Source organism: Methylobacterium sp. Leaf108, assembly GCF_001423265.1.
Classification (GTDB): domain Bacteria; phylum Pseudomonadota; class Alphaproteobacteria; order Rhizobiales; family Beijerinckiaceae; genus Methylobacterium.
In genome coordinates this window covers 17,414-40,253 of record NZ_LMND01000023.1, presented here as the reverse complement: position 1 = coordinate 40,253, position 22,840 = coordinate 17,414, and the positions used below count along the sequence as shown (strand labels likewise).

The 22,840-nt window shown below is 72.0% G+C and carries 21 protein-coding genes; 14 read left to right on the top strand and 7 right to left on the bottom strand.

What is annotated here, in order from left to right; all coding sequences use genetic code 11:
• Positions 1 to 17: 17 nt before the first annotated feature.
• Both ASF39_RS11375 and ASF39_RS11370 read right to left on the bottom strand, forming a co-directional pair.
• Positions 18 to 2,603: an FtsX-like permease family protein gene (locus ASF39_RS11375; protein WP_056284418.1), complete on the bottom strand. Its 2,586-nt coding sequence runs from the start codon at positions 2,601 to 2,603 to the stop codon at positions 18 to 20.
• Between the two features lie 8 nt (positions 2,604 to 2,611).
• Positions 2,612 to 3,361 carry an ABC transporter ATP-binding protein gene (locus ASF39_RS11370; RefSeq protein ID WP_244472375.1) on the bottom strand — a complete coding sequence of 250 codons (750 nt, stop codon included), beginning with the start codon at positions 3,359 to 3,361 and terminating at the stop codon, positions 2,612 to 2,614.
• A 181-nt stretch (positions 3,362 to 3,542) separates the two neighbouring features.
• On the opposite strand from ASF39_RS11370, the gene ASF39_RS11365 reads away from it, so the two are divergent.
• The 3 genes from ASF39_RS11365 to ASF39_RS11355 all read left to right on the top strand — a co-directional run bounded on the left by ASF39_RS11365 (position 3,543) and on the right by ASF39_RS11355 (position 6,607).
• Positions 3,543 to 4,193 (top strand): arylesterase, encoded by a 651-nt coding sequence (locus ASF39_RS11365; RefSeq protein WP_055886348.1) that lies wholly within the window; start codon positions 3,543 to 3,545, stop codon positions 4,191 to 4,193.
• Positions 4,194 to 4,271: 78 nt separating this feature from the next.
• A complete protein-coding gene (locus ASF39_RS11360) occupies positions 4,272 to 5,351 on the top strand; it encodes a tartrate dehydrogenase (RefSeq protein ID WP_056283937.1) in 1,080 nt (359 codons plus the stop codon).
• A 371-nt stretch (positions 5,352 to 5,722) separates the two neighbouring features.
• Positions 5,723 to 6,607 (top strand): DUF1236 domain-containing protein, encoded by an 885-nt coding sequence (locus ASF39_RS11355; protein WP_244472374.1) that lies wholly within the window; start codon positions 5,723 to 5,725, stop codon positions 6,605 to 6,607.
• Between the two features lie 51 nt (positions 6,608 to 6,658).
• Here ASF39_RS11355 and hrcA read toward each other — a convergent pair whose 3' ends face one another.
• Positions 6,659 to 7,747, bottom strand: coding sequence for a heat-inducible transcriptional repressor HrcA (hrcA, locus tag ASF39_RS11350; protein ID WP_056283934.1), 1,089 nt, complete (start codon positions 7,745 to 7,747; stop codon positions 6,659 to 6,661).
• 260 nt (positions 7,748 to 8,007) lie between these two features.
• On the opposite strand from hrcA, the gene ASF39_RS11345 reads away from it, so the two are divergent.
• The 5 genes from ASF39_RS11345 (at position 8,008) to ASF39_RS11325 (ending at position 12,050) form a co-directional block, all read left to right on the top strand.
• The gene (locus ASF39_RS11345; protein ID WP_055885420.1) at positions 8,008 to 8,298 is read left to right on the top strand and encodes a hypothetical protein; all 291 of its coding nucleotides are present in this window, start codon (positions 8,008 to 8,010) and stop codon (positions 8,296 to 8,298) included.
• 128 nt (positions 8,299 to 8,426) lie between these two features.
• Positions 8,427 to 9,140 carry a ribonuclease PH gene (gene rph / locus ASF39_RS11340; protein ID WP_056283931.1) on the top strand — a complete coding sequence of 238 codons (714 nt, stop codon included), beginning with the start codon at positions 8,427 to 8,429 and terminating at the stop codon, positions 9,138 to 9,140.
• Entirely contained in the window at positions 9,137 to 9,769 is a 633-nt protein-coding gene (gene rdgB / locus ASF39_RS11335) for an RdgB/HAM1 family non-canonical purine NTP pyrophosphatase (RefSeq protein WP_056283928.1), read from the top strand. Before rph ends, rdgB begins: the two co-directional genes overlap by 4 nt.
• Positions 9,770 to 9,834: 65 nt before the next feature.
• Positions 9,835 to 11,016, top strand: coding sequence for a radical SAM family heme chaperone HemW (hemW, locus tag ASF39_RS11330; RefSeq protein WP_056283925.1), 1,182 nt, complete (start codon positions 9,835 to 9,837; stop codon positions 11,014 to 11,016).
• 236 nt (positions 11,017 to 11,252) lie between these two features.
• Positions 11,253 to 12,050, top strand: a complete 798-nt coding sequence (locus tag ASF39_RS11325) for a lytic transglycosylase domain-containing protein (RefSeq protein WP_055886342.1) — start codon at positions 11,253 to 11,255, stop codon at positions 12,048 to 12,050.
• Positions 12,051 to 12,054: 4 nt separating this feature from the next.
• Here ASF39_RS11325 and ASF39_RS11320 read toward each other — a convergent pair whose 3' ends face one another.
• Positions 12,055 to 13,296 (bottom strand): penicillin-binding protein activator, encoded by a 1,242-nt coding sequence (locus ASF39_RS11320; protein WP_082494519.1) that lies wholly within the window; start codon positions 13,294 to 13,296, stop codon positions 12,055 to 12,057.
• Between the two features lie 129 nt (positions 13,297 to 13,425).
• Here ASF39_RS11320 and rsmI point away from each other — a divergent pair, with 129 nt between their 5' ends.
• Both rsmI and ASF39_RS11310 read left to right on the top strand, forming a co-directional pair.
• Positions 13,426 to 14,385, top strand: a complete 960-nt coding sequence (gene rsmI, locus ASF39_RS11315) for a 16S rRNA (cytidine(1402)-2'-O)-methyltransferase (RefSeq protein ID WP_056284407.1) — start codon at positions 13,426 to 13,428, stop codon at positions 14,383 to 14,385.
• On the top strand, positions 14,382 to 14,774 hold the full coding sequence (locus tag ASF39_RS11310; RefSeq protein WP_055885409.1) for a YraN family protein: 393 nt from the start codon (positions 14,382 to 14,384) through the stop codon (positions 14,772 to 14,774). The genes rsmI and ASF39_RS11310 overlap by 4 nt, the downstream gene beginning before the upstream one ends.
• 5 nt (positions 14,775 to 14,779) lie before the next feature.
• On the opposite strand, the gene ASF39_RS11305 is transcribed toward ASF39_RS11310, so the two are convergent.
• Positions 14,780 to 15,169 (bottom strand): response regulator, encoded by a 390-nt coding sequence (locus tag ASF39_RS11305; protein ID WP_055885406.1) that lies wholly within the window; start codon positions 15,167 to 15,169, stop codon positions 14,780 to 14,782.
• A gap of 349 nt (positions 15,170 to 15,518) precedes the next feature.
• Here ASF39_RS11305 and ASF39_RS11300 point away from each other — a divergent pair, with 349 nt between their 5' ends.
• The 3 genes from ASF39_RS11300 to ASF39_RS11290 are packed head-to-tail and all read left to right on the top strand — an operon-like array spanning position 15,519 to position 18,282.
• On the top strand, positions 15,519 to 16,412 hold the full coding sequence (locus ASF39_RS11300) for a glycine betaine ABC transporter substrate-binding protein (protein WP_056283923.1): 894 nt from the start codon (positions 15,519 to 15,521) through the stop codon (positions 16,410 to 16,412).
• Positions 16,409 to 17,554, top strand: a complete 1,146-nt coding sequence (locus ASF39_RS11295) for an ABC transporter permease subunit (RefSeq protein ID WP_056283920.1) — start codon at positions 16,409 to 16,411, stop codon at positions 17,552 to 17,554. The genes ASF39_RS11300 and ASF39_RS11295 overlap by 4 nt, the downstream gene beginning before the upstream one ends.
• Positions 17,551 to 18,282, top strand: a complete 732-nt coding sequence (locus tag ASF39_RS11290) for an ABC transporter permease subunit (RefSeq protein ID WP_056283917.1) — start codon at positions 17,551 to 17,553, stop codon at positions 18,280 to 18,282. The genes ASF39_RS11295 and ASF39_RS11290 overlap by 4 nt, the downstream gene beginning before the upstream one ends.
• On the opposite strand, the gene ASF39_RS11285 is transcribed toward ASF39_RS11290, so the two are convergent.
• Both ASF39_RS11285 and ASF39_RS11280 read right to left on the bottom strand, forming a co-directional pair.
• Positions 18,269 to 19,471 (bottom strand): L,D-transpeptidase, encoded by a 1,203-nt coding sequence (locus tag ASF39_RS11285; protein WP_056284403.1) that lies wholly within the window; start codon positions 19,469 to 19,471, stop codon positions 18,269 to 18,271. The two genes, ASF39_RS11290 and ASF39_RS11285, sit on opposite strands and share 14 nt — an antisense overlap.
• 84 nt (positions 19,472 to 19,555) lie before the next feature.
• Positions 19,556 to 20,254 carry an extensin family protein gene (locus ASF39_RS11280; RefSeq protein ID WP_244472373.1) on the bottom strand — a complete coding sequence of 233 codons (699 nt, stop codon included), beginning with the start codon at positions 20,252 to 20,254 and terminating at the stop codon, positions 19,556 to 19,558.
• A 459-nt stretch (positions 20,255 to 20,713) separates the two neighbouring features.
• On the opposite strand from ASF39_RS11280, the gene ASF39_RS11275 reads away from it, so the two are divergent.
• Positions 20,714 to 22,771, top strand: a complete 2,058-nt coding sequence (locus ASF39_RS11275; protein ID WP_056283914.1) for a M3 family metallopeptidase — start codon at positions 20,714 to 20,716, stop codon at positions 22,769 to 22,771.
• Positions 22,772 to 22,840 lie beyond the last annotated feature (69 nt).

Here is a 22,840-nt window from a genome sequence, read left to right as displayed (position 1 = left end):
CGTCGGACGCGACGCCCTCAGAACTGGCGCAGGTAGGGCGCCGGCTTCTGGCCGAGGATGCGCCAGGTGCCGGCCAGGCCCAGCACGATCGCGAACACCACGGCGAGGCCGGCCGCGACCAGGGCGCCCGACAGATCGAGGGCGAAGTCGAGCTTCATCACCTTCGTCACGATGACCCAGCCCGCCAGCGTGCCGGCCAGGAGCCCGAACACCGCCGTGACCGCGCCGAGCGCCCCGTATTCGAGGGCATAGGCGTGGAGGAGCCGCCAACGGGTGGCGCCCAGCGTCTTGAGCACCACCGCGTCGTAGAGGCGGGCCCGGTGACCGGCGGCGATGGCGCCGGCCAGGACGAACAGGCTCGCCACCACCGCGACCCCGCTGGCGCCGCGGATCGCCAGGACGAGCTTGCCGACGATGTCGTTGACCGCGTCGAGGGCGTCCTTCACCCGCACGCTGGTCACCGAGGGGAAGGCGCGGGCGACGTCGCGCAGGATCACCGCCTCGGCCTTGGCGTCCGGCCCGCCCGCGAGGGTCAGGGTGGCGAGGTCGGAATGGGGCGCCCCCCGGAAGGTGCCGGGCGAGAACACCATCACGAAGTTGATGCCGAGGTTGCGCCATTCGACCTTGCGCAGGTTGGCGATGGTGGCGGTCAGGGTCCGCCCGAGCACGTTCACGCTCACGGTGTCGCCTACAGAGAGGTCGAGGCGGCGCGCGAGTTCGGCGTCGAAGGAGACCAGCGGCGTGCGGGCCGCCTCGGCGTCCCACCAGGTACCGGCGACCAGCTTCGACCCCTCCGGCAGGTCTGCCGCGTAGGTGATGCCGCGGTCGCCGTCGAGGACCCAGGCGGCATCGTCCGGCGCCTTGATCTGCCCGGCGGGCACGCCGTTGAGGGCGGCGATGCGCCCGCGCATCATCGGCACCCGCTCGATCTTGGCACCCGACGCCTGCTTCCCGAGAAAGTCGTGGAACGCGTCGGCGTCGGCCGAGGGGATGTCGAGGAAGAACAGGTTGGGCGCGCGCGCGGGCAGCGAGTTCGTGAGGGTGCGCCGGACGTTGACGTCGATGAGGCTCAAGGTCACCAGGAGCGTGACCCCGAGCCCGAGCGAGAGCACGATCGCCGGCGTCAGGGCGCCGGGACGATGGAGGTTGGCCAGGGCCATCCGGGGCGCGGCGAAGCGCGGGCGCGGCAGGCGCCTGGCTCCGGCCATCACGCCGATGGCGACGAGCCGCAGGAGGCCGAAGGCGAGCCCGGCCGCCGCGATGAAGATCAGCGCCACGCGCCGGTCGAAGGCGGTGACCAGCGAGAGGGCGACCAGGGCCGCCACCGCGCCGGCGAGGATCAGGCGGTAGCGCAGGCGGGTCCGCGCCGCGCTCGGGTCGACCACGTCGCGGAACAGGCCCGACACCGGCACGTCGTGGGCCCGCCCGAGGGGGACGATGGCGAAGGCGAGCGCCGTCAGCAGGCCGTAGGCCGCCGCGAGGGCGAGTTCCCCCGGCGACAGGGTCGGGTCGAGGGGCAGGGGCAGGTCGTTCCGGAACAGGGCGTCGAGGGCGAACGGCAGGCCGGCCCCGATCACGAGGCCGATCAGGGTGCCGAGGGTGGCGATCAGCATCACCTGCGTCAGGTAGAGCGCCACCACCTGGGCGCCGGGCGCGCCGACGCTCTTGAGGGTGGCGATGGAGCCGCGCTTGCGCTCGACGAAGGCATGGACGGCGTTGGCGACGCCGACCCCACCGACGATGAGGGCGGTGAGGCCCACCAGCGTCAGGAACTGCGTGAACCGCTCGATGCTCTTGGCGAACCGCGGGTCGGCATTGGTGCGCGCGCGCATCTCCCAGCCGGCATCGGGGGCCGCCGCAGCGATGGCGGCGGCCTTGTCGACGAGCTCCGCCTCGCTCGCCTCGGGCGCCTGCAGCCGGTAGCTGAACCGGTTGAGGCTGCCGGGCTGGATCAGGCCCGTGGCATCGAGGCCCGCCCGCGAGATCAGCACGCGCGGCCCGAAGCCGATGCCGTTGGCGATCTTGTCGGGCTCCGACACGAGGGTCGCCCGGATCGCCACCGGCTGCCCGGCGATGGTGATGCGGTCGCCGACCTTGAGGTCGAGGCGGGTGAGGAGCAGCGGATCGACGACGACGCCGAAGGCCCCGTCGGCCTGCGCCAGGAGGTCCTGCAGCGGCCGTTCGGGATCGGTGACGAGGGTCCCGGCACCGGGATAATCGGCACCCACCGCCTTCATCTCGACGAGGGCGGCGCCCTTGTCGCCGGCCAGCGCCATGGCCCGCAGGGTGGTCACCACCGAGACGGGCGCCTGCGCTTCCAGCGCCGCGAGTTCGGCCGGCGTCGCGGCGCGGTTGATCAGGCTGTAGGTGAGGTCGCCGCCCAGGATGCGCCGGCCTTCGCGGCCGAGCCCGTCCGTGAGCGAGCCGGCGATGGAGGCGACCCCGGCGATCGCCGCGACGCCCAGTGCGATGCAGGCGAGGAACACCGCAAAGCCCGACAGCCCGCCGCGCAATTCGCGAAGCGCCAGGCGCAGGGTGAGGGGAAGGCGGCTCGGAGAGGCCGGGCGGCGCGCCGGGGCGGCCTCAGCCAGGGTACCCTGCAGATGCGTACTCACGCGGCCATGGCCTCCTCGACCCGGCCGGACCGCAGCCGGACGGTGCGATCGCACAGCCGCGCCAGCCCCGGATCGTGGGTGACGAGGACGAGGGTGGCGCCACGGTCGCGTTTCAATGCGAACAGCAGGTCGACGATCTGCCGGCCGGTGGTCTCGTCCAGGTTTCCGGTGGGCTCGTCCGCCACGAGGATGGCCGGATCGGGGGCGATGGCCCGCGCGATCGCCACCCTCTGCTGCTCGCCGCCCGAGAGCTGGGCCGGATAGTGGTGCAGCCGGTGCCCGAGACCGACGGCCGCCAGTTCCGCCGCGGCGCGCTCGTGCGCCCCGTCCTTGCCGGCGAGTTCGAGGGGCAGGGCCACGTTCTCGATCGCCGTCATGGTCGGCACGAGGTGGAAGGCCTGGAACACGATGCCGATACGCCGGCCGCGAAACCGCGCCAGATCGTCCTCGCTCAAAGCGCCGAGGTCGGTGCCTTCGACCACGATCCGCCCGGCATCGGGCCGCTCGAGCCCGGCCATCACCATGAGCAGGGTCGACTTGCCCGATCCGGACGGGCCGACGAGGCCCACCGCCTCGCCCGCCGCGACATCGAGGGAAATGCCGCGCAGGACATGGACCCGGGCCGCCCCGCGCCCGAGGCTGAGGTCGATGTCGGACAGCGCGATGGTCGGCCCGGCGGGGCGGGGTACCTGGTGGATCGTCTGGCGAGTTGTCTGGGAAGCGACCGACGACGGCTTGTCTGGCATCGATGGGAGACCGATCTTGGGGCGAGCGACGACGGATGGCGACGAGGATCGGGGACGTGTCGGAATGGATCTGTGCTCTGCGTCACATGACAGCCCCAGCGCCGGCCCCGCCGCGTCGGTTGAGCGCGATATGGTCCCGCCCCGTGCCCGGCGCCATGCGCCCCGGCTCGGGGCCGCGCTGATGGCGCTCTTTGCCGCACTCGTCACGACGCTCTCGGTCGCCCTCGTAATGCCGGGCGCGGCCCGGGCCGCGCCGGCCGGACGGACGCTCAACCTCGTCGCCTTCGGCGACAGCCTCAGCGCCGGCTACCGGCTGCCGGCGAGCGCGGCCTTCCCGGCCGTGCTGGAACGGGCGCTGACGGCCAAGGGCCACGCCGTCAGCGTGGCCAATGCCGGCGTCTCCGGCGACACCGCCACCGGCGGCCTCGACCGCGTCGACTGGTCGGTGCCCGACGGGACCGACGGCGTCATCCTCGAGCTCGGCGCCAACGACATGCTGCGCGGCACTGATCCGGCGGTTACGCGAAAAGCGCTGGAGGCGATCGTCACGCGGCTGAAGGCGCGCGGCATTCCGGTGCTGCTCGCCGGCATGCACGCCTCGCGCAACCTCGGGCCGGACTATACGGCGCGGTTCGATGCGATCTTTCCCGATCTCGCCAAGGCCCACGACCTCGTCCTCTACCCGTTCTTCCTGAACGGGATCGTCGGCGACCGCACCTTCAACCTGGAGGACGGGCTCCATCCCAACACCAAGGGGGTCGAGACCATCGTCGCCGGCATCCTGCCGACCGTCGAGACCTTCATCGACCGCATCCGGTCCCGGGTGCCATGAGGAGCCGCCGCGGCGATTGACGCCGCGACCGGTGCGATCCAGACCCGCCCCGGGAAAAACGCACCGGGAGAGACAGCCATGACGAAGGCCGCACGACACCATCGCATCGCCGTCATCGCCGGAGACGGCATCGGCAAGGAGGTGATGCCCGAAGGCGTCCGCGTCCTGGAACGTGTCGCCGAGCGCTTCGGCTTCACCCTCGACCTCGACGTCTTCGATTTCGCGTCCTGCGACTACTACGCCGCCCACGGCCGGATGATGCCCGAGGACTGGAAACAGCGGATCGGCGGCCACGACGCGATCTACTTCGGGGCCGTCGGCATGCCCGACCAGGTGCCCGACCACATCTCGCTGTGGGGCTCGCTGATCCTGTTCCGGCGGGAGTTCGACCAATACGTCAACCTGCGTCCCGTGCGCCTGATGCCCGGCGTTCCGTGCCCGCTGGCCGGCCGCAAGCCCGGCGACATCGACTTCTGGGTGGTGCGCGAGAATACCGAAGGCGAGTATTCCAACGCCGGCGGGCGGATGTTCCCCGGCACGGACCGCGAGTTCGCGGTGCAGGAATCGATCTTCACGCGGTTCGGCACGGACCGCGTGCTGCGCTTCGCCTTCGACCTGGCCAGGAGCCGGGCCAAGCGCCACCTGACCTCGGCGACGAAATCGAACGGCATCTCGATCACCATGCCGTTCTGGGACGAGCGGGTGAAGGCGGTCTCGCAGGACTATGCGGACGTGCGCTGGGACCAGTACCACATCGACATCCTGACGGCCCAGTTCGTGCTCAACCCCGATCGGTTCGACGTGGTGGTCGCCTCCAACCTGTTCGGGGACATCCTGTCGGACCTCGGCCCCGCCTGCACCGGCACGATCGGGATCGCGCCCTCGGCCAACATCAACCCGGAGCGGCGCTTCCCGTCGCTGTTCGAGCCCGTCCACGGCTCGGCCCCCGACATCGCCGGCAAGGGCATCGCCAACCCGATCGGGCAGATCTGGTCCGGGGCGATGATGCTCGACCACCTCGGCGAGCGGGACGCCGCCGCCGCCATCGTGGCCGCGATCGAACGGGTGCTCGCCGACCCGGAGACCCGCACCGGCGATCTCGGTGGCCGGGCCGACACCGCTGCCTGCGGCCGGGCGGTGGTGGCGGCCCTCGGCTGAGGGCCACCGCGGACACGGGCGCTCCCACCGGCCGGACCGTTCGCGAGAAGCCCCGGCTCGCCCCCACGGACGCCGACCGACGGGCGCAAGACGCGTGCCCGCCGGACCGTATTCGACGACCGACTTTCAATCGCGATCGACCGGAATGCTCAAGCTTTTCGCCCTTTGCTCGCGAAGGCCAACAAGCGCCATCGCTTAGCTTGCCGTTGCCGGCAGTTTCGTCCCGACGTGATCTTTCGCAAGACCCACCGCGATGGGACGGAACGGTTTTGTATGCAGTCTCGTTTCGGGTTCGCGATGGCGTTCATTCGTGGCGCCGGATCTCGAATACGATTGGATGGATGGTCATGAATAAGCTCATGCGGAGCACGATGGCGGCTGCCCTGATGGTGGCCGGTGTGGCGAGCGCGGTCGCGCAGGGCGGTCCCGGCGGCGGTGGCGGCGCTGGCGGCGGTGCCGCCGGCGGGGCTGCTGGTGGCGGTGCGGGCGGCGGGGCTGCTGGCGGCGGTGCTGGTGGCGGTGCGGGCGGCGGCGTCGGCGGCGGCGCAGGCATGGGTGCCGGCGGTGGTGCCGGTGGCGCCGGTATGCGTGGCGGCGCCGGTGAGGCGGGTGGCGCGGCCGGCGGTGCGGGTGGTGGCATGCGTGGCGGTGCCGGCGAGGCCGGAACACCTGGCCGGGCCGGCGGTGCTCCCGGACGGGGTGGCGAGGATGGCGCCCGCGGCGGCCGCGAAGGCGGACAGATGGAGCGTGACGGCAAGGGTGATCGCGACGGCAAGGGTGATCGCGACGGCAAGGGCGACCGTGACGGCAAGGGCGCCGAGCGGGGCGACCGCGACGGCAAGATGGACCGCGACGGACGCGACGGGCGCGGGGGCGATCGTGACGGCCGCGCGGATCGTGATGGACGTGGCGGCGACCGCGACGGTCGGGCGGACCGCGACGGACGCGGTGGCGATCGCGGAATGCGCGGCGAGCGCGGCGCGGCCCGCGGTGCCTTCGGCCGTCTCGGCGCCCCGCAGCGCACCGAGTTCCGCCAGAGCCTGCTTCGCCGTGGCGGCGTGACCCGTCTGGCCGCCGGCGCCTTCGCGCTGACGGTTGGGACCGCCATCGCCCGTAGCTACACCCTCTCGACCCTGCCGCCCGAGATCGTCCGGGTGGTGCCGGAGTACGAGGATTACCGCTACGTGCTGGTGGACGACGACATCGTCATCGTCGATCCCGACACCTACGAGATCGTCGACGTGATCCGCGGCTGAGCCGAAAAAGCGTGCGGCCTTCGGGCCGCGCGCTCACTCGCGGGCCGAGCGCTACCTGGGCCCGCGATCGAGCATCCGCGAAACGACGCGGGCCGTATAGTCGACCATCGGCACGATCCGCGCGTAGTTCAGCCGGGTCGGGCCGATGACGCCGACGACGCCGACGATCTTCTGGGACCCGTCCCGGAACGGAGCGGCGATCATCGACGAGCCGGACAGCGAGAACAGCTTGTTCTCCGAGCCGATGAAGATTCGCACGCCCTCGCCGCCCTCGGCACGGGACAGGAGGTCGATGACCTCCTTCTGCGTCTCGAGGTCGGAGAACAGCAGCCGGATGCGTTCGAGATCCTCCGCCGCGCGCAGGTCGTCGAGGAGATTGGCCTGGCCGCGCACGATCAGCTGGCGCGCCTCGCTCGGGCCGACGCTGACGGCGAGCCCGGCATCCACCAGCCGCTCCGTGATGGCGTCGAGCTCCTGCTTCATGGCCTGGCGCCCCGCCTCGATCTCGGCGCGCAGGCCGCCCAAGGTGCGGCCGTGCAGGCGGGCGTTGAGATAGTTCGAGGCCTCCTGGAGCGCGCCGGCCGGCAGGCCGGGCGGCAGGTCGAGCAGCCGGTTTTCCACCGAACCGTCGTCGGAGACGAGAACGACGAGGGCGCGCTGCGGGTCGAGCCGCACGAACTCGATGTGCTTGAGCTGCACATTCGCCTTGGTGGTGACGACGACGCCGGCCCCCCGCGAGATGCCCGACAGCAGCGTCGAGGCCTCGGCCAGCGCACTCTCGAAGGTATGGCCGGAGGCGGCCGCCCGCATCTGCGCCTCGATCCGCTCCTGTTCCTCGCGGCCGACGTCGCCAAGTTCCAGCATCGCATCCACGAAGAAACGCAGGCCCTGCTCGGTGGGAAGCCGCCCGGCGGAGGTGTGGGGTGCGAAGATCAGCCCGGAATGCTCCAGATCCGCCATCACGTTGCGGATGGAGGCCGGCGAGAGCGGCATCGGCAGGATGCGGGCGAGGTTGCGCGAGCCCACCGGCTCCCCGGTGGACAGGTAACTCTCGACGATCTGCCGGAAGATTTCCCGCGCCCGCGTGTCGAGGCCGGAGAGAGCGTGGTGGGTCGAGAACGGGCGAGGGTGCTCTGTCACGGGTCCTGGTCCTGGTCCTGCACGGGTCGTCCTGCACGGGTCCTGATCCTGGCCGACCCCGCCGGCATCCCGGTGACGAGGGACGCACGAGACGGACCGCGGCGCGACACTAATCCCCGGCGGCCGCGAAATTAAGTCGGAGAAAAACACGCCGGTGTCGGGTCGTTTCGCGGGTGTCGGACGTTTGTCTCCGCTTATCGCGCTCGCCCGCCACCGCGGGCCGGCTCGATCCGAGTGAGTGCTTCACAGGAGTTCATGCGATGAAGTTCCCAACCCTGGCCGGTCTGGTCAAGTCGTCCGCCCTCGTCGTCGCCATCGTCGGCGGCATGATGTTCGGTAGCCCGAAGACCGCCGAGGCGGCTCCCGCCGTGGCTCCGATCGAGGTCGTCGCCCCGTCCACCGACATCGCCGAAGTCCGCTACGGTGGCGGTCACTGGCGTCATCACGGTCGCCATCACCGCCGCCACTTCCATCACCATCGCGGCCGTCACTTCGGCCACCACTACGGCCGTCGCCACCATCACCACCACGGCCGCCGCTTCCGGTACTGAGCCGCACGGGCGGGACACGACCCTTCGGGTCGGCGTCCCGCCGCTTGCCGCCCACACGACGGACGCCTAAGAGCGCGGCCTCATCGTTCCGGACCACCCCGAGCGAGAGCACCCTGAGGAAGACGCCGATGCGGCCGTCGAAGCGCGCCACCGACGCCCTGCGTACCGTCACCCTCGAACGGTCGGTCGCCCGCTACGCCGAAGGGTCCTGCCTCGTCACCTTCGGCGAGACCAAGGTGCTGTGCACGGCCTCCCTGGAAGAGCGCGGCCCGCCGTGGCTGCGTGGCTCGGGCAAGGGCTGGGTCACGGCGGAATACGCGATGCTGCCGCGCGCCACCCACGAGCGCAACCGCCGCGAGGTCACGGCGGGCAAGCCTTCCGGGCGCACCCAAGAAATTCAGCGGTTGATCGGCCGCTCGCTGCGCGCGGTCACCAACCTGCCGGCCATCGGCGAGCGCCAGATCACCGTGGATTGCGACGTCTTCCAGGCCGACGGCGGCACCCGCACCGCCGCGATCACCGGAGCCTGGATCGCCCTGCACGATTGCTTCTCGTGGATGCGCGGCCGCTCGATCATCTCGGTCGACCCCCTGCGCGACCACGTCGCCGCCATCTCCTGCGGCATCTACAAGGGAACGCCCGTCCTCGATCTCGACTACGCCGAGGATTCGGCCGCCGAGACCGACGCGAACTTCGTCATGACCGGCTCGGGCGGTCTCGTGGAGGTGCAGGGCACCGCCGAGGGCAAGCCGTTCTCGGAGGAGGAACTCCTCAGCCTCCTGCGTCTGGCCAAGGGCGGCATCGCCGAACTGGTCGCCCTGCAGAAACAGGCCATCGCATGAGCGATCATCGCCTCCTTACCGGCAAGGTCGTGATCGCGACCCACAACCCGGGCAAGCTCGTCGAAATGCGCGAACTGCTCGCGCCGTTCGGGATCGAGGCCGTTTCGGCCGGAGAGCTCGGCCTGCCCGAGCCCGACGAGACCGGGACGATGTTCTGCGAGAACGCGGCGATCAAGGCCGAGGCCGCCGCCAGGGCGTCCGGCCTGCCCGCCTTCGCCGACGATTCCGGCCTGTGCGTGAATGCGCTCGACGGGGCACCCGGCCTGTTCTCCGCGCGCTGGGCCGGGCCGTCGAAGGATTTCGCCGGCGCCATGGGCCGGGTCGCGCACGAACTCGACCGCCGCGGCGCCACCGAGCGGCGTGCCCATTTCGTCTCGGCCCTGGTCATCGCCTGGCCCGACGGCCACCTCGAGACCTTCGAGGGCCGGGTCTTCGGCAGCATCGTGCCGCCGCGCGGCGGTCTCGGCTTCGGCTACGATCCGCTGTTCCTGCCCGACGACCACGACCGCACCTTCGGGGAGATGACGTCGGACGAGAAGCACGGCGTCGACTGGCAGTCCGGGGCGGCACTGTCGCACAGGGCCCGCGCCTTCGTTCTGCTGGCCGCGGCCTGCCTGCGGCGGGTATGAGTGCGACGGCCCGTCCCTCCGGCGAGGGAAGCGGGCCTCGTTCGGAACGGATTCGATCGCAGCGCATGTCGGCCCACCCCATGGCCCCCGACCATCCGACCCGCGACGTGGGCTTCGGGGTCTACCTGCATTGGCCGTTCTGCGCCGCCAAATGCCCCTATTGCGACTTCAACAGCCACGTCCGCCATGCCCCGGTCGACGAGACGCGCTACCTCGCCGCCTTCCGGGCCGAGATCGCCCACGTGGCGGCGCGCACCCCCGGTCGCACCGTCTCCAGCGTGTTCCTGGGCGGTGGCACCCCCTCGCTGATGAAGCCGGCCACCGTCGCCGGGCTCCTCGACGCCATCGCCACGGCCTGGGGCACCACCGGCGACGTCGAGATCACCCTGGAGGCCAACCCCACCAGCGTCGAGGCCGGTCGCTTCGCCGGATACCGGGCCGCCGGCGTCAACCGGGTCTCGCTCGGCGTCCAGGCCCTGGACGACGCCTCTCTCAAGCGCCTGGGCCGCCTCCATACGGCCGAGGAGGCCCTGGCGGCGGTGGCCGTGGCCGCCAGGCATTTCGACCGCTCGTCGTTCGACCTGATCTATGCCCGTCCCGACCAGACCGCTCAGGCCTGGCGGGCGGAACTGACCGATGCCATCGCGCGGGCCGCCGAGCACCTGTCGCTGTATCAGCTCACCATCGAGCCGGGCACGCCGTTCCACGGTCTGTTTACGGCCGGCAGGCTGGTGCCGCCGGACGACGACACCGCGCGCGTCCTCTACGACGTGACGCAGGAGGTCTGCGACCGCGCCGGCCTCGCCGCCTACGAGATCTCGAACCACGCCAGGCCCGGCGCGCAGTCGCGCCACAACCTGCTCTATTGGCGCTACGGCGAATACGCCGGCATCGGGCCGGGCGCCCACGGCCGCCTCGTGACGCCGCAGGGGCGGATCGGCACGGTGACCGAGCGCGCCCCCGAAACCTGGCTCGCGCGCGTCGAGGCCGACGGTCACGGCATCGTTTCCACCGAGACGCTGAGCCCGGCCGTCCAGGGCGACGAGTTCCTGATGATGGGGATGCGCCTGGCCGAGGGCATCGACCCCGCCCGTTATGCGGCGTTGAAGGGCCGCGCCCTCGACGCGGATCGGCTCGCGACGCTCGTGGCGGAAGGATTGGTGGCGCGGCGGCCTGGCGGGCGCATCGCCACGACGGCCCGAGGCGCGCCGGTGCTGAACGCGGTCGTCGCGCAACTGGCGGGGTGAGCTCCCCCGGTCCCGGCCGGAGCAAACGTCAAGCACAGCGACAGTCTTGGAGAGCGACAGTCCTGCCGCAGGTCCGATAAAAACGCCGCTTCCCGCGGCGCCATGGTTTCCTCCCCATCGAAGGAATGGCAAGAGGACGGCATCGTCCGAGAGCGGCAGATCGGTCGCGATCGACGCACATGATGTCGAGGTCGTGCCCCGGTTTTCTGGCCCGCCGCCTCAGGGAGTTTATGTCGATGATCACACGCAGGTATCGGACCGTCGCGCTGGCCCTTGGCGTCTGCACCGCCGTCGGCCTCGGCGGGGCGGCCGACGCGGCCCAATGCGGCAACACCGGTGCCGGATTCGAGGCCTGGAAACAGCAGTTCGCCGACGAGGCCAAGGGCCGGGCGAGCGCGGCCAGCCTCGCCGCCCTCATGACGACGTCCTATTCCACCGCGACCATTTCGGCGGACCGGGGCCAGAAGAGCTTCAAGCTCACCCTCGACCAGTTCCTGGCCAAGCGCGGCGGCCCGGCCATCGTCTCGCGCGGGCGGTCGCTCAAGCAGTCGCAGGCGGCTTTGTTCGCTTCGATCGAGCAGCGCTACGGCGTGCCGGCCGGCCCGCTCCTGGCGATCTGGGGCATGGAGACGGGCTTCGGCGCGGTGAAGGGCAACATCAACACCCTCTCGGCCGTGGCGACGCTCGCCTACGACTGCCGCCGCTCGGAGTTCTTCACCGACCAGCTCTACGCCGCCCTCACCCTGGTCGACAGGGGCATCCTCAGCTCGAGCACCCGCGGTGCGGCCCACGGTGAGATCGGCCACACCCAGTTCCTGCCCAAGAGCGTCCTGAACTACGGCACCGGCGGCAGCCTCGACAACGCCCCGGCCGCGTTGAACGCCACGGCCAACTTCCTGAAGGCCCACGGCTGGCGGGCCGGCGCCGGCTACCAGCCCGGCGAGCCGAACTTCGCGGCGATCCAGGGCTGGAACGCGGCCTCGGTCTACCAGCGCGCCATCGCGCTCCTCGGCAAGCGGATCGACGGCGAGTAGTCGCTCAAGTCCCCGAAGGCCCGAGCGCCCGCGGCGCCGGGCTGACGATGGCGGCACCGCCGCTGCGGACCTCGCTGACGGCGAGCGAGCGGTCGCTCGCGCCGTCGGGCCGGAAGCGGAAGGTGCCGTCGGTGCCGGCGAACCCCGCCGGGTTGGTGAGCGTGGCGTCGGCAAAGCGCTGCGAGCCGTATTGGCGGGTCAGTGCCGCGCTCAGCGAGACCGCGTCGTAGGCCAGGGTCGCCACCCGGGGCGGCGCCGCCCCGAACCGGGCCTGGTAGCGTTGCGAGAAGGTTGCGAACCCGGCAGGATCGGCGGCCGCGAACCAGCCGCCCTGAAGCGCGGGGAGGGCGAACACCCTCGGGTCGTTCCACAAGGCGGTGCCGAGGGGTTTGACGCGGGCGGGCGAGAAGCCGGCCCGGGTGAGCGCCGGGGCGAGGGCGGTGAGCCCCTCCGGCGTGTCGGGCAAAAACAGCGCATCCGCCTGCGCGCCGGGGCCGGCGATCAGGCCCGAGACGCGGGCGACGGCGGCGGCCGGGTTGCCGGGAGGGTAGCGTTCCAGGACGACTAGGCGCGCGCCCTTTCGCGCCACGGCCTCCCGGAACTGCGCCTCGACGGCGTTGCCGTAGCTCGATTCCGGAATGAGGGCGGCGAACGAGGTCCGGCCGCCGGCCACCGCCGCGTCGACGATGCGGTCGACCTCGGTCTGGGGCAGGAAACTGAGGAGGTAGACGCCCCGCGCCGCCACCGCCGCATCGGTGGAGAAGGCGACCATCGGCTTGCCCACGGGACGGACGACGCCGGCCACGGCCTGGACGTTGGCGGCGAACAGTGGACCGAGCACCAGGTCGGCCCCATCCGTCAGCGCGGCCTGTGCCGCCTCGCGGGCGCCGTCCGGCGTGCCACGGTCGTCCTTCACCAGGATCTCCAGGTCGGGCTTCTGGAAATCCTCGATGGCGAGTTCGGCGGCGTTGCGCATCGCCGTGCCGATGGCCGCCCCCTGTCCGGTGAGCGGCAGGATCAGCGCGAGCTTGACCGAACCGGCACCGATCCGGGTGCCCGAAACGGGGACCGCATCGGCGGCGACCGGTGCATCGGCCGCCACCGGCGGCGTGCGCGCCGCAGACCGGGGACCGCCGTCGGGCCCGCCGACACAGGCGGCGAGCGCGCATGCAAACAGGACGACGGCCGGAGCGAGGCCGCGGGGGAGGGCATGCCGCCGCCTGCCGAAGCGATCTCGTAGGCGCATGGCTCCCCCCTTCAGCTTGCGACCGCCGGCCGTCGGTCGGGCTTAAAGTCTGGGGGCGAAAAGTAAATGTCCGGCGGTCCCCGCCAGCGCCATTCCATCGCCGGCGTTCGCCGTGGCAAGGTGGCGCCCATGACCAAGGCAGCGCCACCCACCCGCATCGACAACCGCAGCCGGCGGCGGCCGACCCTGCCCGAGGGCACGGCGCCGGCCACCTTCACCGCCTTCGGCCTCGCGGCGGAGGCGCAGCCCCTGGAGCCCGGCCTGCACGTGGTCGCCACCCCCATCGGCAACCTGAAGGACGTGTCGTTCCGCGCCCTCGCGACCCTGGCCGCGGCGGACGCCGTGCTGGCCGAGGACACCCGAGTCACCCGCACGCTCTTGATGCACTACGGGATCACCACGCCGCTGGTGGCCTATCACGAGCATTCCAACGCGGCGGTACGCGAGCGGATGATCGCGCGCATGCAGGCCGGCGAGGCCCTGGCCCTGGTCTCGGACGCGGGCACGCCCCTGGTCTCGGACCCCGGCTTCAAGCTCGTCCAGGCGGCGATCGAGGCGGGCCTCGTCATCACCCCGATTCCCGGGCCCTCGGCGGTGATGACGGCCATCGTCGCCGCAGGCCTGCCCACCGATCGCTTCTTCTTCGAGGGGTTCCTGCCGCACAAGTCCGGGGCGCGGCGCAACCGCCTCGCTGCCCTGGCGGACATTCCCGGGACGCTGGTGCTGTTCGAATCGCCCCATCGCCTGCCGGAGATGCTGGCGGACGCCGTCGCGATCCTCGGACCCGCCCGCCCGGCGGCGGTGGCCCGCGAATTGACCAAGCTCTACGAGACCATTCGGCGCGGCACCCTCGGCTCCCTGGCCGAAACCTTCGCGGAAGAGGGGGCGCCCAAGGGGGAGGTCGTCGTCGTGATCGGGACGCCCACCGAGGAGCCAGCCGCCGAGGAGGCGGACGCCGGGCTCGATGCGGCCATCGCCCTGGCCCTGGAGCGACATTCGATCAAGGACGCGGCGGCCCTCGTGGCCGACGAGACCGGCCAGCCGCGCCGGGCGGTCTACGCCCGCGCCCTCGTGCTGGCGCGGCGATGACGAGGGGGCGGCTCGCGGGTCCCGAAGGACGCCGCCGCGCCACCTATCTGCGCGGACGCACCGCCGAGACGCTGGCGCTCGTCGCGTTGATGCTCAAGGGGTATCGGCCGCTCGCCCGGCGCTTCAGCGCGGCCGGCGGCGAGATCGACCTGATCCTGCGCCGGGGCGAGACCATCGCCTTCGTGGAGGTGAAGGCCCGGGCCCGGATGCGGGATGCGGTGGAGGCGATCGACGCGAGGAAGCGGGCGCGGTTCTCGCGGGCCGTGCGCGGCTGGATCAGCCGCCATCCCCGCCACGCCGGGCTGGTCTTCAGGGCCGACGCGGTCTTCGTCGCCCCGGCCTCCTGGCCGGTGCACGTGCCGGACGCCTTCCCGATCGAAGGGCTGTAAGGCCGCTACTTCCGGGCGGCGACGATGGCCGCCGTCAGGGTGCGCTTGAGGTCGGCCTGGCTGAACGGCTTCTGCACCACCGGGCAATCCCGGAACGGCTCGCGGATGCCGGCACCACCGTAGCCGGTGGAGAACACCAGCGGCAGCGTGCGGCGCACGATCGCCTCGGCCACCGGATAGATCGGCTCGCCGGCCACGTTCACGTCGAGGATCGCGACGTCGAAGCTCTCGGCCTCGGCCATCTCGAGGGCGGTGGCCAGACGCGCGGCGGGGCCGACCACGGTGCAGCCGAAGTCGAGGAGCATGTCCTCGAGCAGCATCGAGATCGCCGCCTCGTCTTCGACGACCAGCACCCGGACTCCGTTCAGCAGGTCGTCGTTCGCTTCAGCACTCACGCTGCGATGTCTTCCCTAGGGTGCGTCGTCGTCGAGAAGGCCGCAGCCTCGACCCTTGGATCGCCTGCCCGCGGCAAGCGACGAACCGGGTCGGGGAGCGGCGTCTGCCATGCTCGGTCTCGGACGACGGACCCGAGCCGTCGCCCGTCCGGGGCGTGGTGTCAAGCTCCGGACGTCCTGTAGAACCCCTCGACGTTCGCGTAATGTAACGCAGTGATACATCGGCGCGACACACGGTATGAAAGAATACACTCGCGATGCCCGTTACGGTGCGCATGACGGCCGAAGAACCAGCGTGACGCGTGTGTCGCACGCCACCCTCCCCAGGCGATCCCTCGTCGCTGGAGCGATGGTCGCCTTCGCGCTCGTCGACGCCTCCCGGCGCGGCGCCGTGGCGGCGGACCGCGTCCTCGTGGTCGCCTCGAAGAGCGATACGGAGGGCGCCCTGACCGGAGCCATGATCGCCCTGGTGCTCGAAGGGCTCGGCCTGACCGTAAAGCGGCGCCTCGGGCTCGGCCCGACCCTGATCGTCCGCTCAGCGCTGCTGTCGGGCGATGTCGACGTCTATCCCGAATACACCGGCAACGGCGCCTATTTCACCGGTACCGAGACCGACCCCGCCTGGCGGACGCCGGAGGGCGCCTTTTCGAGCATCGCCCGCAGCGATGCCGCCCGTGGCCTCGTCTGGCTGGAGCGGGCGCCGGCCAACAACACCTGGCTCATCGCGGTCCGGGGCGATCTCGCCCGGCGCGAGGGACTGGCGACGATGGCCGATTTCGCCGAGGCCGTGCGGCGTGGCCTGATCCGGCTCGCCGCCTCCACCGAGTTCGTCGAGAGCCCGGCGGCCTTGCCGGCCTACGAAGCGGCCTACGGCTTCCACATGCCGCGAGACCGTGTGATCAGCCTGCCCGGTGGCGACACCGCCGTGACCGCGCGGGCGGCGGCGCAGGGGATCAGCGGCGTCGATGCGGGCATGGTCTACGGCACCGACGGCGCCCTCTCCGCCCTCGACCTCGTGGTGATGGCCGACCCCAAAAACGCGCAGATCGTCTACGAGGTGGCGCCGGTGATCAGGGAGGCCAGCCTCGCCCGGCACCCCGGCATCCGCCCGGCCCTGGCCGACCTGTTCCGCTCCCTCGACGCCGCGACCCTGCGCCGGCTCAACGCCGCCGTGGCGGTTGAGGGCGAGCCGGCCGAAGCGGTGGCCGCGCGCTACCTCGCCGACCGGCGCGGGGGCCGATGACGACCGCCCGTGCCGCCGCGGCCGCCATCCTCGCCCTGGCGCTGGCGGCGAGCCTCTACGGGCTGCCGCTCCTGTCGGTGGCCGCCAACCGGCTCGCGCTCGGGACGCCGGCGTTCGGTGCCGCGGCCGGCGGCGGCCACGTCCATGCCGTGGCCGGCCTCGGTCTCGCCGGGCTGGCTTTGTTCGCCGCCGCGCCGGGACGGGTGGGCGCCGCCCTGGCCCTGCCGATATTCGGCGCCGCCGTGCTTCTGTTGGCGGCCGGTCTCGGCGCGGGCGCGACCGCCCTCCTCGACGGCCGCCCCACCGCCGCCAGGGCGAGCGTCGGATCGGGCGGCTGGTGCGCGGTCATGGTCCTGCTGGCGGCGGCGGGCTGGTCGGTCCGCGCTTTCCGGATGCCGGGGTTCGGCGCCATCGCCATCGCGGGGCTGGCCGCGGGCCTGACCACGCTCGCCCGGTCGGGCACCCTCGATCACCTCTCGCTGGCCGTGGAGTTCCGCGCCCGCCACGCCGTCCTCGGCGAGGCGATCGTCCAGCACCTCGTCCTGGCCGGCGGCGCCCTCGTCCTCGCCTGCCTCTGTGCGGTGACGATGTCCCTGTGGCGGCGCGGTCAGGGTCTGGTGGAGGTGGTGGTGAGCGGCATCCAGGTGGTGCCGGCGGTGGCCCTGTTCGGCGCCCTGGTCGGCGCCTTCTCGGCCGTCCTGAGCGCTGTACCGAGCCTGCGCGAAGCCGGGCTCAGCGCACTCGGGCCCGGCCCCGCCATCCTCGGCATCGCGGCCTACCTGCTGCTGCCGCTCTGGCGCGGCCTGGCGGCCGGGCTCGGGGGAACGCCGGCCACCCTGGTCGATACCGCAGAGGCCGTCGGCCTCGGCCGCCGTCAGGTCCTCCTGTCGGTCAGGCTTCCCCTCGGCGCTCCGGTCCTCGTCGGCGCCCTGCGGGTCGCGGCCGTGCAGAGCCTCGGCCTCGCGACCCTGGGTGCCCTCGTGGGTGCGGGCGGGCTCGGACGCATCGTGTTCGATGGCATGGCGCAATTCGCCCCCGACCTGATCCTGCTCGGGGCCCTGCCCATCGTCGGCCTGTCCCTCGCGGCCGATGCGGGCCTCGGGGCGGCCGAGGCCATGGCACGACGGCGGTCGCACTCATGAGCGTCGGGAAGGCAGGGGGCTCGGCCCTGGCCGGGGCGGTCCTGGCCGCGGCGAGCCTTCCCGGTGTCGCCGGCTCCCTCGTCGCGGCCTTCGGGCAACCGGCCCTGCGGCCGGTGAGCCTCGACCGGCTGGTGGACCTCGGCGCCAGCCATGTGTCCATCGCGGCCGGCGGACTCGCCGTCATGGCCATCCTCGGGGTCGGCCTCGGCGTCCTGGCGACGCGGGCGGGCGCCCTGGCCTGGCGTGGAGAGATCGACCGGGTGGCAGCCTTCGCGCAGGCCGTGCCGCCGGTGGTGGTGGTGGCCCTCGCCCTGCCGGTGCTGGGCTTCGGGGGGCCGCCGACGCTGCTCGCGCTCGTCGCCTACGGCATCATGCCGGTGCTGCGCGGGACGATCGGCGCCATCGAAGGCGTTCCGACCGATGCGCGCGAGGCGGGCAGGGCCATCGGGTTAAGCGATCTCCAGGTCCTGCGGCAGGTGGAACTGCCGCTCGCCGCGCCGGGGATCCTCGACGCCCTGCGCACCGGCCTCGTCCTCGCGGTGGCGACCGCAGCGGTGGGGGCGCTCGCCGGCGCCGCCACCCTCGGCACCCCCATCGTCGCCGGCCTCCAGAACCAGAACCTGGTTCCGCTGCTCCAGGGTGCCTGCGCCACGGCGGCGCTGGCCTTCCTGTGCGATGCCGCGATGCTCGCCGTCGCAGGTCTCTTGCGCCGCGCTACTCGTCCTTGAACTCCACCACGGCGCCCTTCTCGACGAGGGTGGCGAGGTCGCGCACGTCCCAGTTCGTGAGGCGGACGCAGCCGTGGGACTCGGTCTTGCCGACCTTCTCCGGCTCGGCGGTGCCGTGGATGCCGTAGGAGGGGATCGACAGGTCGATCCAGGCGAGCCCCACGGGGTTGTTGGGGCCGGGACGGATCGCGAAGGGCTTCTTGGCCTTGACGCCGTCGAAGGCGTACTTCGGGTCGTAGGTATAGGTCGGCTCGAAGGCCACCGCCTCGACCTTGGCGGTGCCGGACGGCGCCGGCTTCTCGTCGCTGCCGATCGAGGCGGGATAGAACCTGAGCTGGGTCCCGTCACGGTCGAACGCGCGGACCTGGCGTGCGGCTTTGTCGACCACGATGCGGGTCACCCGCGGCGGTTCCTGGTCGTCTTTCAGCGTGTCCGGCTTCTCCGTGCCGGCTTTTTCCGGGCCGGCTTTTTCCTTGCCCGCTTTCCCCTTGAGCGCCCGCGGCTTGCCCCTCTCCATCGGCGGCACCGCCGCCACGGTGACGACGGTACCGGCCTTGTCGAAGGCCGCATCGGGGTTGAGGGCCGCCAGGAGAGCGCCGCTCATGTGGAAGCGTTCGGCCAGCATCTCGCGCGGGGTCTCGTAGCCCATCGCCTTGAGGTCGGCCTGATCCTCCATCTTGGCGGGGATCTCGTCGACGTAGGGCCCGGCGACGTCGTCCTCGGTGAGGGTGTAGTCGACCAGGACCGGGTCGGCGCTGGTCGCCTGGAGGGTCTCGAACAACGGCTTGTAGAGGGACTTCCCGGCCGAGGCGTCCTTGGTCGAGGCGTCCTTGGCTGACGCGTCCTTGGCTGACGCGTCCTTGGCTGCGCCTTCCTGGGCCGCGCCTTCCCGGGCCGCGGCGAAGGCGGCGAGCGCGCCGCGCAGGTTGTCGCCATCGCGTCCGTCGATGGCGCCCGGGGAGAACCGCGCCCGATCGAGGAGGACCTGCACCTTGACGAGCAGCGGGTCGGGCCGTTCGCCCGCCGCCTTGCGCGCGGTGTCCTTTTTCGACGCACGGCCGGCCCCGGCTCCCTCGTCCGCGAAGGCCGCGCCGTTGACGCCATCCCTGGTCAGCCGCTCGTCGTCGGGGGCGGCCAAGGCATGGCCGCCCCCGACGACGAGGGCAAACAGCACCGCACCCGTCCGCATCGCCGCCGTCGTCGTCGTCATCGCCGTGCTACCCCGGTCGTCCATCCGGACCATCAAGCCACGAGGACCGATGCCGTTCCCGGCCTATTGGCAGAGTCGGTGACCGGCGGACCGTTCCCGCTCGTCGAGATGCAGGTGGTTGGCGTGCGCGGCGTCCGAGCCAGGCCCCAGCACCGTGCGGAAGAAGGCGCAGGCCTTGGCCTGGGCGTTGGCCTGGAAGGCCGCCTCCGGCGTCCCCTTGGCCGCAGGCCCGACCGCGATGGCGGCGCGGCCCGTGAAGCCGTAGCCCATCACGTCGACGCCGTTGGCGAAGGCGTGCTCGCTGAGCTTGGCATCCGGATCGTGGTTCTGGCCGCGGCACAGGTAGGAGGTGCCGATGCCGAGACTGGCCAGCGGTGCGCCGAGGTCCCGTTCCGCGAAGACCTGGACCTCCGTCGTCCAGCGCGCCAGGGCCTCGGCGGCAGGACAGACCAGGGTGGCCGGCGGATTGAGCGCGACACCCTTGAGACTCGAGACCAGCAGCGGCCTCGCCGCCCCGCATTGGCCGAGCGCGATCGGGGGCAGGGGCGAGACGACGGCGCCGAGGCCTTCGAGGCGCCGGCGACAGGCGGTATCGTCCACCGCCTCGACCTTGATGGCGAGGGCGGTCTCGGAGCCGAGGTCGGCGGGACGCGGCGGCGGGGCCGGCATCTCGGCCGGCGGCGGCGCGGCGACGGCGGGTGCCGGAGCCGCCGGCGTCAGCTCGCTCGGCCGCTCGGGCGGCGGCGGCGCGCTCGGAGGCACCGGCGAGGGAGTTGGCGCAGGGGTTGTCGCAGGGGTTGTCGCAGGAGTTGGCACAGGATTCGGCGATGCGGCGGAGGGGCCGAGTTCTTCCGGGCGGGGAGGGGGCACCGGCGAGGGTGACTGTATCGCCGGCTTGTCTTGGACCGAGGACGTCTCCCGGACAGCGGTCTTCTCTTCGGCTGCGGTCGAGCCGGACGGCGGCATGACGGTGAAGAGCCCCCCGGACAGGGCGACGAACAGACAGACTTTCACCCTCGATGGGTGTGCTCGTCGCGGCGTCGGCATCGCATTCCCCTCACGCGTCGCCCGCGTCGTCATCGACGTCGGGTCTTCACCGCATACCGATCGGGAGCGGCCGCGTCGCCCTGTGTCGCAAAGGATGGCTTTGCGCGGGGCCAAGGCCCCTCTACCTTCAGGGCCATCGGCGGCGCGATCCCGCTAGGACGACCAAGGACGACAATGACCACGAGCACCACCCCTTCCGGCCCGTTCGCAGAGCCCGCCTGGGATACCCCCTTCGGATTGCCGCCGTTCGAGCGGATCGAGGCGGCGCACTTCCTGCCGGCCTTCGAGGAGGCCCTGGAAGCCCATACCGCCGAGATCGCGGCCATCGCCGGCCATCCGGACGCGCCGACCTTCGCCAACACCGTCGTCGCCATGGAGACGGCCGGGCAGGCCCTCGACCGGGTCGCCTCGGTGTTCTTCAACCTGAGCGGCAGCCACACCAATCCGGAGCTGCAGGCGGTCGAGCGCGCGATCACGCCGCGGCTGGCGCGCCACGGCAGCGCGATCTACCTCGACCCCCGGCTCTGGGCCCGGATCGCCGGCGTGGACGAGACCGCCGAAGCGCTGGGACCGGAGGAACGGCGCGTCCTCGACCGTTACCGGACCCGCTTTCGCCGGTCGGGCGCCGACCTCGCCCCCGAGGCCAAGGAACGGATGGCGCAGATCAGCGGCCGCATGGCGGAACTCGGCACCAGCTTCAGCCAGAACTTGCTCGCCGACGAGAGCGGCTTCGTCCTGCCCCTCCACGGCGAGGACGACCTGGCCGGCCTGCCGCCCTTCCTGAAGGCCGCCGCCGCCAGCGCCGCCAAGGAGCGCGGCGGCGAGCACGGCCACGTCATCACCCTGTCGCGCTCGCTGATCGAGCCCTTCCTCGTCTTCTCGACCCGCCGCGACCTGCGCGAGCGCGCCTACGAGGCCTGGACCCGGCGCGGCGAGGGCGGCGGCGCCCACGACAACCGCGGCATCATCGCCGAGATCGTCGCCCTGCGCGCGGAGCGGGCGAGACTCCTGGGCTTCGAGAGCTTCGCGCATTTCAAGCTCGCCGACACCATGGCGGGGACCCCCGACGCGGCCATGGACCTCCTGCGCAACGTCTGGACGCCCGCCCATCGCCGCGCGGCGGCCGAGCGCGACCGGCTCCAGGCCCTGGTCCAGGCGGAAGGGGGCAACTTCGCCCTCGCCCGCCACGACTGGCGCTTCTACGCCGAGAAGCTGCGGCGGGTGGAGCACAACCTCGACGAGGGCGAGATCAAGCCGTACCTCTCCCTCGACGGGGTCATCGCGGCGGCCTTCGACACCGCCTCGCGCCTGTTCGGGCTCGTCTTCGAGGAACTGGCGGAGTTCCCGCGCTACCATCCCGACATCCGCGCCTGGAGCGTGCGCAACTCCGACGGGTCGCAGGTCGGCGTCTTCATCGGCGATTATTTCGCCCGCGCCTCGAAGCGCAGCGGCGCCTGGATGAGCGCCTTCCGCTCGCAGGAGCGCCTGATCGGCGACGTCAAGCCGATCATCGTCAACGTGATGAACTTCGCCAAGGCGCCGGCCGGGGAGGCGACCCTCCTGTCCTTCGACGACGCGCGCACCTTGTTCCACGAGTTCGGCCACGCCCTGCACGGGCTCCTCTCGGACGTGACCTATCCGCTGCTGGCGGGCACCGCCGTCTCGGGCGACTTCGTGGAACTGCCCTCGCAGCTCTACGAGCACTGGTTCGAGCAGCCGCAGGTCCTGCGCGAGCACGCCCGGCACTACGTCACCGGCGAGCCGATGCCCGAGGACCTGCTGGCGCGCCTGCTCGCCGCGCGCACCTTCAACCAGGGCTTCTCGACGGTGGAATACACCGCCTCGGCCATCGTCGACATGACGCTGCACCTCTCGAGCGCCGGCGAGGACGGGCTCGACGTGGCGGCCTTCGAGGCGGATGCGCTGGAACGCATCGCCATGCCGGCCGAGATCTCCATGCGCCATCGCAGCCCGCATTTCGCGCACATCTTCTCGGGCGACGGCTATGCGGCCGGCTACTACAGCTACCTGTGGTCGGAAGTGCTCGACGCCGACGCCTTCGACGCCTTCCGCGAGGCCGGGGACATCTTCCATCCCGAGACGGCTGCGCGCCTGCGCACCTACGTCTACGGTGCCGGCAACCTCCGCGACCCGAAGGAGGCCTATACCGCCTTCCGCGGGCGCCTGCCGAGCATCACGCCGCTGCTGCGCCAGCGCGGCCTCGCCGCGTGATGCCGGGGGCTTGCCGGCCGAGGGAAGGCTTGCCGGCCGAACATGGTAACCCTTCGGTAAACAAACGTC

Coding starts and splice junctions, on each gene's coding strand:
- ASF39_RS11370 (WP_244472375.1), bottom strand. CDS start 3,361: ATGCCAGACAAGCCGTCGTCGGTCGCTTCCCAGACAACTCGCCAGACG.
- ASF39_RS11365 (WP_055886348.1), top strand. CDS start 3,543: ATGGCGCTCTTTGCCGCACTCGTCACGACGCTCTCGGTCGCCCTCGTA.
- ASF39_RS11360 (WP_056283937.1), top strand. CDS start 4,272: ATGACGAAGGCCGCACGACACCATCGCATCGCCGTCATCGCCGGAGAC.
- ASF39_RS11355 (WP_244472374.1), top strand. CDS start 5,723: ATGGCGGCTGCCCTGATGGTGGCCGGTGTGGCGAGCGCGGTCGCGCAG.
- ASF39_RS11345 (WP_055885420.1), top strand. CDS start 8,008: ATGAAGTTCCCAACCCTGGCCGGTCTGGTCAAGTCGTCCGCCCTCGTC.
- rph (WP_056283931.1), top strand. CDS start 8,427: ATGCGGCCGTCGAAGCGCGCCACCGACGCCCTGCGTACCGTCACCCTC.
- rdgB (WP_056283928.1), top strand. CDS start 9,137: ATGAGCGATCATCGCCTCCTTACCGGCAAGGTCGTGATCGCGACCCAC.
- hemW (WP_056283925.1), top strand. CDS start 9,835: ATGTCGGCCCACCCCATGGCCCCCGACCATCCGACCCGCGACGTGGGC.
- ASF39_RS11325 (WP_055886342.1), top strand. CDS start 11,253: ATGATCACACGCAGGTATCGGACCGTCGCGCTGGCCCTTGGCGTCTGC.
- ASF39_RS11320 (WP_082494519.1), bottom strand. CDS start 13,296: ATGCGCCTACGAGATCGCTTCGGCAGGCGGCGGCATGCCCTCCCCCGC.
- rsmI (WP_056284407.1), top strand. CDS start 13,426: ATGACCAAGGCAGCGCCACCCACCCGCATCGACAACCGCAGCCGGCGG.
- ASF39_RS11310 (WP_055885409.1), top strand. CDS start 14,382: ATGACGAGGGGGCGGCTCGCGGGTCCCGAAGGACGCCGCCGCGCCACC.
- ASF39_RS11300 (WP_056283923.1), top strand. CDS start 15,519: ATGGTCGCCTTCGCGCTCGTCGACGCCTCCCGGCGCGGCGCCGTGGCG.
- ASF39_RS11295 (WP_056283920.1), top strand. CDS start 16,409: ATGACGACCGCCCGTGCCGCCGCGGCCGCCATCCTCGCCCTGGCGCTG.
- ASF39_RS11290 (WP_056283917.1), top strand. CDS start 17,551: ATGAGCGTCGGGAAGGCAGGGGGCTCGGCCCTGGCCGGGGCGGTCCTG.
- ASF39_RS11285 (WP_056284403.1), bottom strand. CDS start 19,471: ATGCGGACGGGTGCGGTGCTGTTTGCCCTCGTCGTCGGGGGCGGCCAT.
- ASF39_RS11275 (WP_056283914.1), top strand. CDS start 20,714: ATGACCACGAGCACCACCCCTTCCGGCCCGTTCGCAGAGCCCGCCTGG.